The organism is Gemmobacter serpentinus (assembly GCF_008973825.1).
Lineage (GTDB): Bacteria > Pseudomonadota > Alphaproteobacteria > Rhodobacterales > Rhodobacteraceae > Gemmobacter > Gemmobacter serpentinus.
Genome location: NZ_WCHR01000004.1, coordinates 87,969 through 102,261 on the forward strand (window position 1 = coordinate 87,969; position 14,293 = coordinate 102,261).

At 63.5% G+C, this 14,293-nt stretch carries 10 protein-coding genes; 6 read left to right on the forward strand and 4 right to left on the reverse strand.

Annotation, left to right across the window (positions count from 1 at the left end; translation table 11 throughout):
• Window position 1: 1 nt before the first annotated feature.
• Window positions 2-772: a 3-hydroxybutyrate dehydrogenase gene (locus GBJ34_RS01640; RefSeq protein WP_151717514.1), complete on the reverse strand. Its 771-nt coding sequence runs from the start codon at window positions 770-772 to the stop codon at window positions 2-4.
• A gap of 406 nt (window positions 773-1,178) precedes the next feature.
• On the opposite strand from GBJ34_RS01640, the gene GBJ34_RS01645 reads away from it, so the two are divergent.
• Together GBJ34_RS01645 and GBJ34_RS01650 are read left to right on the forward strand one after the other, a co-directional pair.
• Window positions 1,179-2,990 carry an extracellular solute-binding protein gene (locus GBJ34_RS01645; protein WP_151717515.1) on the forward strand — a complete coding sequence of 604 codons (1,812 nt, stop codon included), beginning with the start codon at window positions 1,179-1,181 and terminating at the stop codon, window positions 2,988-2,990.
• A gap of 74 nt (window positions 2,991-3,064) precedes the next feature.
• Window positions 3,065-3,187, forward strand: coding sequence for an entericidin (locus GBJ34_RS01650; protein ID WP_151717516.1), 123 nt, complete (start codon window positions 3,065-3,067; stop codon window positions 3,185-3,187).
• Between the two features lie 7 nt (window positions 3,188-3,194).
• On the opposite strand, the gene GBJ34_RS01655 is transcribed toward GBJ34_RS01650, so the two are convergent.
• Window positions 3,195-4,610, reverse strand: a complete 1,416-nt coding sequence (locus tag GBJ34_RS01655; protein WP_151717517.1) for a bifunctional serine/threonine-protein kinase/universal stress protein — start codon at window positions 4,608-4,610, stop codon at window positions 3,195-3,197.
• A gap of 4 nt (window positions 4,611-4,614) precedes the next feature.
• A complete protein-coding gene (locus GBJ34_RS01660; protein ID WP_192931074.1) occupies window positions 4,615-5,358 on the reverse strand; it encodes a metallophosphoesterase family protein in 744 nt (247 codons plus the stop codon).
• Between the two features lie 221 nt (window positions 5,359-5,579).
• On the opposite strand from GBJ34_RS01660, the gene GBJ34_RS01665 reads away from it, so the two are divergent.
• The 4 genes from GBJ34_RS01665 to GBJ34_RS01680 all read left to right on the forward strand — a co-directional run bounded on the left by GBJ34_RS01665 (window position 5,580) and on the right by GBJ34_RS01680 (window position 10,778).
• Window positions 5,580-7,106, forward strand: a complete 1,527-nt coding sequence (locus GBJ34_RS01665) for a class I adenylate-forming enzyme family protein (RefSeq protein ID WP_151717518.1) — start codon at window positions 5,580-5,582, stop codon at window positions 7,104-7,106.
• A complete protein-coding gene (locus GBJ34_RS01670) occupies window positions 7,103-7,771 on the forward strand; it encodes a DsbA family oxidoreductase (RefSeq protein ID WP_151717519.1) in 669 nt (222 codons plus the stop codon). The genes GBJ34_RS01665 and GBJ34_RS01670 overlap by 4 nt, the downstream gene beginning before the upstream one ends.
• On the forward strand, window positions 7,768-8,967 hold the full coding sequence (locus GBJ34_RS01675; RefSeq protein WP_151717520.1) for a multidrug effflux MFS transporter: 1,200 nt from the start codon (window positions 7,768-7,770) through the stop codon (window positions 8,965-8,967). Before GBJ34_RS01670 ends, GBJ34_RS01675 begins: the two co-directional genes overlap by 4 nt.
• 380 nt (window positions 8,968-9,347) lie before the next feature.
• The gene (locus tag GBJ34_RS01680) at window positions 9,348-10,778 is read left to right on the forward strand and encodes a calcium-binding protein (RefSeq protein ID WP_151717521.1); all 1,431 of its coding nucleotides are present in this window, start codon (window positions 9,348-9,350) and stop codon (window positions 10,776-10,778) included.
• Between the two features lie 51 nt (window positions 10,779-10,829).
• Here GBJ34_RS01680 and mfd read toward each other — a convergent pair whose 3' ends face one another.
• Window positions 10,830-14,291, reverse strand: a complete 3,462-nt coding sequence (gene mfd, locus GBJ34_RS01685) for a transcription-repair coupling factor (protein WP_151717522.1) — start codon at window positions 14,289-14,291, stop codon at window positions 10,830-10,832.
• Window positions 14,292-14,293: the final 2 nt, after the last annotated feature.

A 14,293-nucleotide genomic window follows, 5' to 3' on the forward strand; every position in this document is an offset into this window, starting at 1 on the left:
CTCACATCGCGGTCCAGCCGCCATCGACGCTGATCGTCGTGCCGGTGATCTGCGCCGCCGCGTCCGAGCACAGGAAGACCGTGGTCCCGCCCAGTTCCTCGACCGTCACGAACTGTTTGGAGGGCTGACGATCCAGCAGCACCTGACGGATCACGGTTTCGCGGTCCATGTTATACTGCTTCATCGTGTCGGGGATCTGGTTCTCGACCAGCGGCGTCAGCACATAGCCCGGGCAGATCGCATTGCAGGTGATGCCCTTGCCCGCCTCTTCCAGCGCGATGGTCTTGGTCAGGCCGACCACACCATGCTTGGCCGAGACATAGGCCGATTTGAACGGCGAGGCGGTCAGGCCATGGGCCGAGGCGATATTGACGATGCGGCCCCAGCCTTTGGCCTTCATGCCCGGCAGCGCGGCAGCCGAGGTGTGGAAGGCAGAGCTGAGGTTGATCGCGATGATCGCGTTCCATTTCTCGACCGGGAAATCCTCGACCGGGGCGACATGCTGGATACCTGCATTGTTCACCAAGATGTCGCAGCCCCCGGCCTTTTCGATCAGGGCGCGGCAATCCTCGCCCTTCGACATGTCGGCGGCGATATAGCGCACGGTCGCGCCGGTTTCGGCGGACATCTGCGCCGCCATCGCGTGATCTTCGTCGCGATCGGTAAAGCTGTTGATGATGACCTCGGCCCCGGCCTTGGCCAGTTCTAGGGCGATGCCATGGCCGATCCCGGAATTGGAGCCGGTCACGACGGCGCGTTTGCCTTTGAGCATCTCAGTCCTCCTGCGGATGTTGCGTTGCAGCATATCGCAGTTAGGGCACGGGACCAGAGGTTTCGAGCGGCCTCATATGGCTGTGATCTGCGGGTATCAGGGCGCGATCTGCCGCAGGTTGCGGGCGGGGGCACCGGATGCGCGGATTGCCGCTCTGGCCTCGGATCGGCCATGGTCTTCGCCCGGGACTGGCCCTAAGAAATCGGCGCGGCGCATAAAAAAAACGCCGGCACAAGGCCGGCGCTAAGTCTTTGAGGCAGGTTTCATACAGGCAAGAAACCTATCGAGCAGTAAGGTCCTTATACTCCGCCATGGCGGACGATCCAAGTTAAAAGTTTGAAAAGTCTCGGCCTGCCGCCTAATGTCCGGCCCAAGAAATGCAGGGCGTCGAAGGATTGTTGCCGGAATGGGATCACATATTTTCGCGAGATTGCGCGGTTTCGGGCTGGCAATCCTGCTGGGGGCCACGGCTTTTCCCGCATGGGGCGACTCACCCTCGCCCGCAATCGCTATGTATGGCGCACCGGCCCTTCCACCTGATTTTGTGGCCCTGCCCTATGCCAATGCGGAAGCCCCCAAGGGTGGACGTATCATATTGGGAGAGCGGGCAAGTTTCGACAGTCTGAACCCGTTCATCGTGAAGGGCATCGCGCCTTCGCAGGTCTCCACCTTCACGGTCGAGACCCTGATGGGCCGGTCGCTGGATGAACCCTTCACGCTTTACGGTCTGCTGGCCGAATCGATCACCACCGACGAATCGCGCAACTATGCCGAATTCACCCTGCGGCCCGAGGCGCGGTTCTCGGATGGCAGCCCGGTCACTCCCGAAGATGTGATCTGGTCCTTCGAGGTTTTGGGCACGGAAGGCCAGCCGCGCTATGCCACCGCCTGGTCCAAGATCGCCAAGGCCGAGGTGACGGGGCCGCGTTCGGTGCGCTTCACCTTCAATACGATGGACCGCGAATTGCCACTGGTCCTTGCCCTGCGCCCGATCCTGAAGAAAGCCCAGTGGGAGGGGCGCGAATTCGCCGAGGCCTCGCTGGAGATCCCGGTGGGCTCCGGCCCCTATGTGATCGATCGTTTCGAGGCCGGGCGCTATATTTCCTTCAGGCGCAACCCGGACTGGTGGGGGAAGGATCTGCCCTTCAACAAGGGCCTGCACAATCTGGATGAGATCAGGATCGAATATTTCGGCGTCGATACCGCGCTGTTCGAGGCTTTCAAGGGCGGTGCCATCTCGGCCTTTCGCGAATTGAACCCGGCGAAATGGGCCAGCAATTTCGATTTCCCTGCGGTGAAATCCGGCGATGTGCTGAAGGCCGAGATCCCGCATCAGCGCCCCTCGGGGATCGAAGGCTTCGCCTTCAACACCCGCAAACCGCAATTCGCCGATTGGCGGGTGCGCGAGGCGCTGATCCTTGCCTTCAATTTCGAACTGGTGAACCAGACGCTGAACGGCGGTGCGCAGCCGCGCATCACCTCGTATTTCGGCAATTCCGTTCTGGGAATGCAGCCCGGTGCCCCGGCCAGCGCAAAGGCCCGGGCGCTGCTGGAACCCTTTGCTGCAAGCCTGCTGCCCGGCGCGCTGGACGGCTATGCCCTGCCGGTGGCCGAAGGCGAGGCCAACCGGCGCAACCTGCGGCAAGCCAACCGCCTGCTGGAAGAGGCGGGCTGGCAGATCACGGACGGCAAGCTGGTCGATGCATCGGGCCACCCTTTCCGCTTCGAGATCCTGCTGACGCAAGGCCAGGATGAGATGATCGGCGCGGCGACGATCTATATCGAGGCGCTGAAGCGGCTTGGCATCGAGGCCTGGATCACCACAGTCGACAATGCGCAATACAAGGAGCGGGTGAACGAATACCGCTTTGACATGACGCATTATATCCGTTCGCTTTCGCTTTCACCCGGCAATGAACAGACGCTCTATTGGGGGGCCAAGGGCGTGACCGAGCCCGGCACCCGCAACTGGCCCGGCATCGACAGCCCGGCGGCGGATGCGATGATCGAGGCGATGCTGTCGGCGCGCAGCCCCGAAGATTTCGACGCGGCGGTCGAGGCGCTTGACCGCGTGTTGACAAGCGGACGCTATGTGATCCCGCTCTGGTTCAACAAAGTGTCCCGCATCGCTTGGCGCAAAGGGTTGCATTACCCCGAACGTCTGCCGATCTATGGCGACTGGCCGGGTTGGCAACCCGAGGTCTGGTGGGCAGAATAGACCGCGACAGATGCCCGGGCGGAACGGCGCCCGGGTTCCCGACCCAGAAACGAAACAGACGACGAGGCCGAGACATGACCAGACCGCTGATCCTTGCCGCCGCCCTGCTGGCGCTGCTGGCTGGCTGCAACACCGTCGATGGCGTCGGGCGCGATATCTCCGGTGGCGCGAACCGCGTCGCGGGCTGGATCGGCTGAGGCCTGTTCAGCCGGGCATGGGGGCTGGGCTGCTGCGCCTGCGGATCACCGTGACCGAGCAATGCGCCTCGGCCACCACCTGCGCCGAGACCGATCCCAGATAGCGCCGCGTGGTCGAATGGCCGCGTGCCCCCATCAGGATATGATCGACATTGTTGTGACGGGCATAATCGATGATGGCGGCGGCCGGATCGGTGTTTTCCAGCACCGAGAAGGTCAGACGCTCATCGCCAAGCGCGATCCCGTCCGACCAGTGGCGCAGACCGACAAGGCGCGCGACATGCAGATGCTGCCCCGCCTCGTCCAGACCGGAATCGATGGTGATGCGGCTGGTCTTGATGACATTAACGCAAGCCACCCTGATATCGGGCTCGGTCACCAACATGCGCTGAACATTGTCGCGCAAGAGATCGGCCAGCGCCTCCATCTCTGGCGACAGATCCACCGCCACCAGCAGGATGGGGGCCTTGGCGATCTGCGATTGCACGCTGGCGGGGGCGGCAAAGCGTTTGATCCCGCGCATCTGCCGCCAGCGGTGCCAGACCACGCGCCAATTGTCCTGCACCAGTTTCAGCCCGCGCGCTGTGACCTTCACCTGCGCCGGGTGCATCAGGTCGAACGCGATCTGCCCGGCGGTCTGGTAACGCCTGGTCGGATCGACCTCCAGCGCGCGCAGGATGATTTCTTGCAGCCATTCCGGGATCGCCGGATTCAGCGCACGCGGCGGCACCGGGTCTTTCCACAGGCGCGGGCGCACCCGGCGCAGGGTTTCGGGCTTGCCGAAGGGCAGCTTGCCGGTTGCCGCCTGATAGATCATCGCGCCCAGTGCGAAGATGTCCGATCGCGGATCGTTGCGTGCGCCCAGATATTGCTCCGGCGCGATATAGGGGAATGTCCCCATCGGAATGGTGAATTCTTCCGCCAGCAGATCCGGCAGCCGGTCATTGCGCGACAGGCCATAATCGATCAGAACCATCTCGCCATCGGGGCGCTGGAGCACATTCTCGGGCTTCAGATCAAGATGGATCACCTGCTGGCTGTGCAGATCATGCAGCGCATCGGCCATGCGGGCCGCAAGTTCGATCAGATCCGATATCGCAAAGGGGGCCTGCCGGAACCGCAACAGAAGGGAATCGCCCGGGATGCGTTCAGTCACCACATAGGGCATCACCGCGAAATCGCCGATGCCGTAGACGCGCGGCACATGCACCCCTTCCAGGCGCGGCAGGATCATCTGCTCCACCTCGAAGCCCACGATGGTCGGGCCATCATCGCCATCCAGGATCTTCGGCACCTTCATCACCATGGGCGTGGCATGGTCGGGATGCGTCACCTCCCAGATGGTGGCAAAGCCGCCCTCATGCAGCTTGTCGCCAAGGGTGAAGCCATCAATCTGCAAACCGCTCTGGGGGCGTGTCTTCATCGGTTTACGCCCCCGCATGAAGGCGCATGGCCAGGCTTTCGGGCAGGCCTGCTGCGCGCAGTTTCGCCACCGTGGCGGCGGTGTCATAGGGCACGCGGCAATAGGTCAGCTCGTTCAGCACGCTGTCATACAGCGCCCATCCCGCCAGCGGCCGCCCGTCGCGGGGCTGGCCGACCGAGCCCACCACCGCAAGCCAGCGGCGCGACCGGATCAGCGGAAAGCCCGCCCCCGCAATCACCCGCTGCTCGCGCACCCGGCCAGACATGTCATGGCTGTAAAGCTGCGGCACATGGACATGGCCGCAAAAGATCACCCGCGCATCCGAGACCCGGAAGGACGGCATCGCCCGCGCGGCTGAGGTCACATAGATCCAGTCTGCGCTGTCATGCGCGCTGGCATGGACGAACAGCAGGTCGTCCTCACGCAGCTTCAGCGGCTGGCGGGTCAGAAACTCGGTCTGGGCTGCATCAAGGCGCGGGCGGGTCCAGTTGATGGCGCGCCGCGCGGTGATGTTCAGATCCGCCGCCGGATCGGTCAGCGCCGCATCATGATTGCCAAGCACCAGCCTGGCCCCCGCCTCGACCAAGGCGCGCACCTTGTCTGTGCACCATTCCGGGTCGGGGCCGTAACCCACCACATCCCCAAGGATGACGATCCGTTCTGCCCGGCGCTGCGCCACATCGTTCAGCACAGCGGTCAGCGCCTCACGATTGGCGTGAATATCGGTCAGAATTGCAAATCGTGTCACGCAGATCCCCCACGCAGATCCCCCGAGGGGGCCGACGCCCTTTCGGCCAGATCAGCCGATTTTTGGCCAAACTAACCGCCTGCCGGGCCTGCGACAATCGCACGCATCTGCGGCGCATCGCCACTGGCCCCAGACAGCGGGCGAAGACGGGTGCGTGGAGGGGTGGAGGGGCCTGCCGGCCTTGCTTGCGTCAACCGGCTTCGGAGCATAGGGTCCGCCCCATGCTGTCGATCACAGAACCTGATTTCGCCCTGCCGGTCCTTCCGGCCTCATTCAATCTTGCCGAGCATGTGCTGGCAAAGGGCATGGATGCGCCGGACCGGATCGCGATGCAGATCCTGAAACTGTCGGGGGCCGAACGCTGGAGCTATGCGCGCCTGATCGCTGCCCTGCGCGGTGTGGCGGGGCTGTTGCAGGCGCAGGGCTTGCAGCCGGGTGAGCGGGTGCTGCTGCGCCTTGGCAATCAGCCGGAATTTCCGCTGGCCTTTCTGGGGGCGATTGCCGCCGGTCTGGTGCCGGTGCCGACATCGGCACAGCTGACCGCGCCGGAGATCACCGCGATGGCCGCCCCGCTTGAACCCGCGCTCGTGATTGCGGCAGAGGGGATTGCCCTGCCCGATCACCCCGCCCCGGTGCTGGCGGCCCGCGACCTGCGCCAGGCCGAGACCCTGCCACCGGGCGACTGGCATCGCGGCGATGCCGAACGTCCGGCCTATATCGTCTTTACCTCTGGCACCTCCGGGCAGCCGCAGGCGGTGGTCCATGCCCATCGGGCAATCCTTGGTCGCGCGCCGATGCATCACGGCTGGGAGGGGCTGGTGCCAGAGGATCGCCTGCTTCATGCCGGGGCCTTCAACTGGACCTATACGCTCGGCACCGGGTTGCTGGACCCCTGGACGGTGGGCGCGACCGCGCTGATCCCCGGGCCGGGGATCACGCCCGCGCAATTGCCGCTGCTGCTGAAACGCTTTGATGCGACCATATTGGCGGCAGCCCCCGGTGTGATCCGCCAGATGCTGCGCGCGCCCCTGCCCGCCTTGCCCAAATTGCGGCACGGGCTGGTCGCGGGGGAAAGTCTGGTGCCTGACCTGCGTGCCCGGTGGCAGGCGATGACCGGCACTGATCTGCATGAGGCGCTCGGCATGTCGGAATGTTCCACCTTCATCTCGGGTAGCCCGGCCCGCCCCGCGCCGGATGGTCATATCGGCTATGCCCAGCCGGGGCGCTACATCGCGGTGCTGGATGCGGTCGGCGATCCGGTGCCGCGCGGCACGGTCGGGGAACTTGCCGTTTCAGTCACCGATCCCGGTCTGATGCTGGGCTATCTTGAGGCGCCAGAGGCGACAGAGGCACGGCAGAAAAACGGCTGGTTCCTGACCGGCGATCTGGTGGCGATGCGCGCGGATGGCGCGCTAAGCTATCAGGGCCGCGCCGATGACCAGATGAATCCGGGCGGCTTTCGCGTATCCCCACAAGAGGTGGAGGCGGTGCTGGCCGGCCTGCCCGATCTGGCCGAATGCGCGGTGGCCGAGGTCGAGGTGCAACCGGGTGTCAGGGTCATTGCCTGTTTCTTTACCGCACAGACCACCGATACCCCTGTGCAGATCGAGAGACTTTCGGCCTTTGCGGCGGATCGGCTCGCCCGCTACAAGCAACCCCGTATCTGGCAAGAGGTCGCAGCCCTTCCGCGCAATGCCAATGGCAAGCTGAACCGCCGCGCCCTGCCCATGCTCTGGACCCCGACATGATCCGTCTCGACATCTTTTCCGATCCCGTTTGCCCGTGGTGCTATCTGGGCAAGACCAATCTTGACCGCGCGCTGGAGCGCCACCCCGAACACCCCTTTGCCATTGAATGGCATCCGTTCCAACTGGCACCCAATATGCCGAGGCAAGGCGTCGACCGGGGCCAATACCTGCTGTCGATCTTTGGCACCCAGCAACGCACGGTCGAGGCGCATCTGCGTCTGGCCGAGCTGGGGCGCGCCGCTGGCCTTGAGTTCAACTTCGAAGCCATCAAGACCGCGCCCAATACCTTTGACGCACATCGCCTGATCTATTGGGCCGGGCTTGAGGGGCGGCAGACCGCCATGGTCTCCACCCTGTTCCGCGCCTATTGGCGCGAGGGGCGCGATATTGGCGATCCGGAGACGCTGTGCGATCTGGCGGCGGGTGTCGGGCTGGACCGCGCGATGATCTCGCGCCTGATCTACAGCGATGCCGATACCGAGGCGCTGCGCGCCCGCGAGGCTCATGCCCGCGAACGCGGCATCGGTGCCGTGCCCACCTTTATCGTGGCCGATACCCATGCGCTTTCGGGCGCGCAACCGCCCGAACTTTGGGATCAGGTGATCGAGGAACTGACGGCGCAAAGCCGCGCCACGGACCGCACCTCGGAAGGACAAGACGAATGACGACGCAATCCCGGGTCTCGATGACCGAGTTCATCGCGATGATCGCGATGCTCTTCGCGGTCGTCGCCTTTTGCATTGATGCCATGTTGCCCGCCCTGCCGCAGATCGCACAGGAATTGACGCCAGATGCGCCAAACCGCGCGCAGTTGATGGTGACCAGCTTTGTGCTGGGCATGGGGGTCGGCACGCTGTTTGCCGGACCCTTGTCGGACAGTCTGGGCCGCAAGCCGGTCATCCTTGGCGGGGCCGCAATCTCCATTCTGGCCGCCTATGCCGCAACGCTGGGGCAAAGCCTTGAGGCCGTGCTGGCGGCCCGTGTGGTGCAGGGCCTGGGCGTGGCCGGACCGCGCGTGGTGTCAATCGCACTGGTGCGGGATCTGTATAAAGGCCGCGAGATGGCCCGCGTGGTCAGCTTTGCCATGATGATCTTCACGCTGGTGCCCGCCGTGGCACCGCTTGCGGGCAGCATCATCATCGCCGATTTCGGTTGGCGCGGCATCTTCATCGCCTGCATCCTGTTCGTGGTTGTGGCGCTGACCTGGCTGACGATCCGCCAGCCCGAGACCCTGCCACGCGCGGCGCGCCGCCCGTTGCAGGCGGCAGCCCTGATGTCAGCCCTGCGCGAAGTGATGACCACCAAGGTCGTGGTCATCTCCATCGCGGTGCAGACGCTGTGCTTCGGCGTGTTGTTTGGCACGCTGTCCAGCACCCAGCAGGTGTTCGACGAATCCTTTGGGCGCGGTGACAGCTTCCCGTTCTGGTTCGCATTGATTGCCGTGATGTCGGCCAGTGCCAGCATGATCAACGCAGCCCTCGTGGTGCGGCTGGGGATGCGGCGGCTGGTGCAGGCCACCCTGCGCGTTCAGGTCGTCCTGTCACTGGGATTTGGCCTGCTCTGGCTCGGCGATGTGCTGCCGCCCGCCATGATGTTCCCGGTCTATATCGGCTGGACCACCACGGTCTTCATGATGGCGGGCTTGACGCTTGGCAATCTGAATGCGCTGGCGCTGGAGCCTTTGGGCCATATTGCCGGGATGGCGGCCTCTGTCAGTGGGGCGCTGGCCACGGTGCTGGCGGTGGCGATCGCGGCCCCGCTGGGGCTGGCCTTTGACGGGACGCCGGTGCCGCTGGCCTTTGGCGTCTTCGGTCTGACCTTGCTTGGATCGATTCTGATGCTGGCGCTGCCCAAACGCTGATCGGGATCCAATTCATGGAAATCATCGGGGACGGGTTCAGGCGAATCCGTCCCCGATTGATTCTCGCGCAAGATGAACTGGGCAGGAATTGCGGCAGTTTCGCAGCCTTTGCCTTAATTGACCCGGCATACGCTGGGTAAAACAAGGGCCCTGCCGCTATGCAGCACAGAAATTCCGATCTTCACGCGGGATTTCCAGGCAGAAATCACAACTTTGGGCTGCTTTTTTCATTTTCGCGCAAAGGCAGGCATCGCGCCGAATTGTCCCGTGAATTCCGCGGCTTTGTCCGTCTCACGTCGGTTTTATGCCACAAATGAACGGTTAATCCTGATCCCAGAAAACGCGAAACCTTCACGACTTTGCACAAAAAGGGACAGACCATGACAACGCATACCTTGACCGGCATTCAGGTTACCTTCTCTGGTGCCACCGCCACCGCGACTGCCCTGCAGACCCTCAAGCTGGTGACGACCGAGAAATTCTCGTTCAGCTATCGCCTGACCGCCCCTTCCGAGACCGCGCTGTCGGCGGCCACGATCAAGGCGACCTACGGCACCGCGATGCATTCGGTCACGCTGGGATCCACCCGCATCACGCTGGATGGCAATACCAAGGTCGGCCAATACACCTGGGGTGAAGGCAAGTCCGCGCTGATCATGGAAGTCACCACCAGCGCCACGTCCAAATCCTATTTCGTGCTGGATGGAACTGCGCTGCCGAGCTTTGCAACCATCTCGGCATATAACGCATTCATGGCCGCCCTGACCGGCACCACCTCGGTTTCGCGCAAGTTCGACGTCCGTGGCCCGAACCTGCCGATCGATCCGAAAAAAGTGCCGAGCTTCACCGCCTCGACCGAAGATGACGTGATCACCGGCAACACCGCCTTTGGCGACAACTTCACCAAGACCATCTTTACCGGCACGGGCAATGACAACGTCACCGGCCTTGCGACCAATGACAAGATCGATGCCGGTGCGGGCAATGACACCGTGAACGGCCTGGCGGGCAATGACTCCATCGATGGCAAGGCCGGCAATGACTCGCTGCTGGGCGGCGATGGCGATGACACCGTGCTTGGCAATGTCGGCGATGACACCATCTTCGGTGGCAATGGCAATGACAGCATCAAGGGCGGCACCGGCAACGACAATCTCTCGGGCGATGCCGGCAATGATAAGATCCTTGGCGAAGCCGGCAATGACAACATCAATGGCGGCGCTGGCAGCGACCATCTGGTCGGCGGTGGCGGCAATGACACCCTGGTGGGTGGCGCGGACAATGATTCGATCTTCGGCGGCAATGACAATGACTCGATCACCGGCGACGCGGGCGACGATCTGCTGCGCGGCGAGCGTGGTGCCGATACCATCGACGGCGGCACGGGCGAAGACAAGATCGACGGCGGCTATGGCGATGACGTGCTGCGCGGCGGTGCCGACAATGACACGATCAATGGCAATATCGGCAATGACCTGATCAACGGCGACGGCGGCAACGACTCGATCCTCGGCGGCGACGGCAAGGACACCATCACCGGCGGCGCGGGCAACGACACGATCAAGGGTGGCTCGGGCGCGGATGTCTTCGTCTTTGCCGATGGTCATGGCGCTGACCGCATCCTGGACTTCAAGGACAATGTCGACACGCTGCAATTCACCGCAGGCCTGGCTGGCAATAGCGTGGCAGCAGCCCTGAACAATGCCGAGCAAGCTGGCCGCAACGTGGTGTTCGATTTCGGCGATGGCGACACGCTGGTCATCATGAACATCACCAAGGCCAAGCTGCTGAACGACATCGACATCATCTGATCCACCGGATCAGGCGACAAGACAAAGGCCCGGATTGCTCCGGGCCTTTGCTCATTTCGGTTTCACCACCTTTCCGGCCAGATCGCGGGCGACGCCAAAGGCCCCCTTGATCCGGTCGGATTCATTGGGCCAGTCCACCGCCAGCACGATCTTGTTGCCCTGCACCTTGGCCGCGCCCTTTAGCGCCTGAAGATATTCGACCAGCCCCGCCGGATTGGCGAATTTGTCATTGTGGAATTGCAAGGTCACGCCGCGCGGCCCGGCATCAAGGCGCGAAATCCCGGCCCGTTTGCACATGGCCTTGATCCGCACCACCAGAAGCAGGGTGTTCACCTCTTTTGGCAGCGCCCCGAAACGGTCGATCAGCTCGGCGGCGAAGCCTTCCAGTTCCACCTTGGTGGTCAGATGTGACAGCCGCCGGTAAAGCCCGAGGCGGATATCGAGATCGGGCACGAAATCTTCGGGGATCAGCACCGGCACGCCCAGATTGATCTGTGGTGCCCAGGCGTCATCGACCGGGGCCAGCCCGTTGATCTCGCCGGATTTGATCTTGGCAATCGTCTCTTCCAGCATCTGCTGATACAGCTCGTAGCCGACTTCCTTGATATGGCCCGACTGTTCCTCGCCCAGAAGATTGCCCGCACCGCGCAGGTCAAGGTCATGGCTTGCCAGATTGAAGCCCGCACCGAGGCTGTCGAGGCTGGCCAGCAGCTTCAACCGCTTTTGCGCCTGGGGCGTCAGCGGACTGCGCGGCTTGGTGGTCAGATAGCAATAGGCGCGGGTTTTTGAACGGCCCACCCGCCCCCGGATTTGATAAAGCTGGCTCAGGCCGAACATGTCGGCGCGATGCACGACCATCGTGTTCGCGGTCGGGATATCCAGCCCGCTTTCCACGATGGTCGTGGCCAGCAACACGTCATATTTGCCGTCATAGAACTCGTTCATCCGCTCATCAAGGTCACCGGCGGCCAATTGGCCATGGGCCACGACATAGCTGACCTCCGGCACCTGGCTACGCAGAAACTCCTCGATCTCGGGCAGATCGGCCACGCGCGGCACCACGAAGAAACTTTGCCCGCCGCGATAGCGTTCGCGCAGCAGCGCCTCGCGGATGGTCACCGTGTCGAACTCGCTCACATAGGTGCGGATCGCCAGGCGGTCGACCGGCGGAGTTGCAATGATCGACAGATCGCGCACGCCGGTCAGCGACAGCTGCAAGGTGCGCGGGATCGGTGTCGCCGTCAGGGTCAGCACATGGACCTCGGCGCGCATCTCTTTCAGCCGTTCCTTGTGCGACACACCGAAATGCTGCTCCTCGTCGATGATCAGGAGCCCAAGGTTCTGGAACTTGACCGCCTTGGCCAGCAGCGCGTGGGTGCCGATACAGATATCGACGCGGCCCTCCTCCAGCCCCTTGCGGGTTGCCGCCGCATCCTTGGCGGTGACAAAGCGCGACAGCGGCCGCACCTCCATCGGGAAGCCGCGGAAGCGTTCGGCAAAGCTGCGGTAATGCTGACGCGCCAGCAGCGTGGTCGGGCAGATCACCGCGACCTGCATCCCAGCCATGGCGGCGACAAAGGCCGCGCGCATCGCCACCTCGGTCTTGCCAAAGCCCACATCGCCGACGACAAGGCGGTCCATCGGGCGGCCCGCCTCCAGATCGCTGATGACATCGGATATTGCGTTCAGCTGATCGTCGGTTTCCTGATAGGGGAACCGCGCGGCAAAGGCCTCCCAAGCCGAATGGGGCGTCTCAAGGATCGGGGCGTGGCGCAGATGCCGTTCGGCCGCGATCCGCATCAGGCGGTCGGCAATCTCGCGGATGCGTTCCTTCAGCTTGGCCTTCTTGGCCTGCCATGCCCCGCCGCCCAGCCGGTCCAGCAAGCCTTCGTCATGGCCATAGCGGCTGAGCAGTTCGATATTCTCCACCGGCAGATAGAGCTTCGCATCCTCGGCATAGACCAGATGCACATATTCATGCGGCGGGCCCGGGCGGTTGCGGGGCGGTTCGGGCACGCGGATGGTTTCCAGCCCGATGAAGCGGCCGACACCATGTTCGACATGCACCACCAGATCGCCGGGCGTCAGCGTGCCGAGATCTTGCAGGAAATTCGCGGCCTTCTTCTTGCGCCGCGCCTTGCCAAGCATCCGCTCGCCAAGCACATCCTGTTCGGAAATCACCGCAAGGCCGGGGGCGGTAAAGCCCTCTTCCAACGCCCAGACGGTCAGAAACAACTGGCCCTTTCCCTCGGGGATGTCGCGGCTGTCCTGCGCCAGATGGGCCGCACTGAGCCCCTGATCCTCCAGCAGTCCCTTCAGGCGCTCGCGCGCGCCTTCGGACCATGAGGCAATCACCACCTGACGATCTGCGCGCAGCTGTTTCACATGCTCTGACAGCGCGGCGAACAGGCTGACATTTTCCTGCTGGCGTTCGGGGGCAAAGCTGCGCCCCACGCGACCCTGCGCATCCAGAATGCCGGGCCCCGGCGATTGTGGCAGCGGCGACAGCTGGATCACCCGCAAGGGCGCAATCGCGGTCTCGAAGGCATTGTCATCGAGATAAAGCGCATCCGGCGGACAGGGCTTGTAAACCGTGTCCATGCGGCCCTTGACCTGCATCTGTTCGCGCCGCGCCTCGAACTGGTCGGCAATGCCTTCCCAGCGTGACAGCCGGGCGGGCGTCACCTGATCGTCCAACATCACCGAGGCGTCCGGCAGGTAATCGAACAGCGTCTCGATCCGGTCATGGAACCAGGGCAGCCAATGTTCCATCCCCTGATGCTTGCGCCCGGCACTGACCGCCTCATACAAGGGGTCATCATTGGTTGCGCCGAACTCGATCCGGTAGGTCTGGCGGAAGCGGGTGATCGCCGCCTCGTCCATGATGATCTCGGACATCGGCGCAAGATCGATCACCTGCAGCTTCTCGGTCGTGCGCTGCGTCTCGGCGTCAAAGCGGCGCAAGCCATCCAGCGTATCGCCGAACAGATCAAGGCGCACCGGCCCGGTTTCGCCCGGCGGCCAGATATCGACAATGCCGCCGCGCACCGCGAAATCGCCGGGATCGGTCACCGTCGCGGATTGGCTGAAGCCCATGCGGACCAGAAAGGTCTTCAGTGCAAATTCATCGATCCGTTCGCCCACGCGGGCGCTGAAAGACGCGCCCCGCACCACTTCGCGCGCAGGCAGGCGCTGCGTCACCGCATTCAGCGTGGTCAGCAGGATGAATGGCCCCGGCATGTCATGGGCAAGGGCTGCAAGCGTCGCCATCCGCCGGGCCGAGATCGCCGGATTGGGCGAGACGCGATCATAGGGCAGACAGTCCCATGCCGGGAAATCCATCACCAGCGCGGACGGGGCGAAGAAGGCCAGCGCCGCCCGCATCGCCTCCATCCGCTTGTCGTCGCGGGCAACATGGATGACCGGCTTGCCGCGCGCCAGTTCCTTTGCCAGCAGCTTGGCATCAAAACCCTCGGGCGCGCCGCCCAGCACGATGCGTTTCAATTCGCTCATGT

Excerpts from the sequence above, each read along its gene's own strand:
- GBJ34_RS01675 (WP_151717520.1), top strand. The coding sequence starts at position 7,768 with ATGACGACGCAATCCCGGGTCTCGATGACCGAGTTCATCGCGATGATC.
- mfd (WP_151717522.1), bottom strand. The coding sequence starts at position 14,291 with ATGAGCGAATTGAAACGCATCGTGCTGGGCGGCGCGCCCGAGGGTTTT.
- GBJ34_RS01640 (WP_151717514.1), bottom strand. The coding sequence starts at position 772 with ATGCTCAAAGGCAAACGCGCCGTCGTGACCGGCTCCAATTCCGGGATC.
- GBJ34_RS01650 (WP_151717516.1), top strand. The coding sequence starts at position 3,065 with ATGACCAGACCGCTGATCCTTGCCGCCGCCCTGCTGGCGCTGCTGGCT.
- GBJ34_RS01680 (WP_151717521.1), top strand. The coding sequence starts at position 9,348 with ATGACAACGCATACCTTGACCGGCATTCAGGTTACCTTCTCTGGTGCC.
- GBJ34_RS01655 (WP_151717517.1), bottom strand. The coding sequence starts at position 4,610 with ATGAAGACACGCCCCCAGAGCGGTTTGCAGATTGATGGCTTCACCCTT.
- GBJ34_RS01645 (WP_151717515.1), top strand. The coding sequence starts at position 1,179 with ATGGGATCACATATTTTCGCGAGATTGCGCGGTTTCGGGCTGGCAATC.
- GBJ34_RS01670 (WP_151717519.1), top strand. The coding sequence starts at position 7,103 with ATGATCCGTCTCGACATCTTTTCCGATCCCGTTTGCCCGTGGTGCTAT.
- GBJ34_RS01665 (WP_151717518.1), top strand. The coding sequence starts at position 5,580 with ATGCTGTCGATCACAGAACCTGATTTCGCCCTGCCGGTCCTTCCGGCC.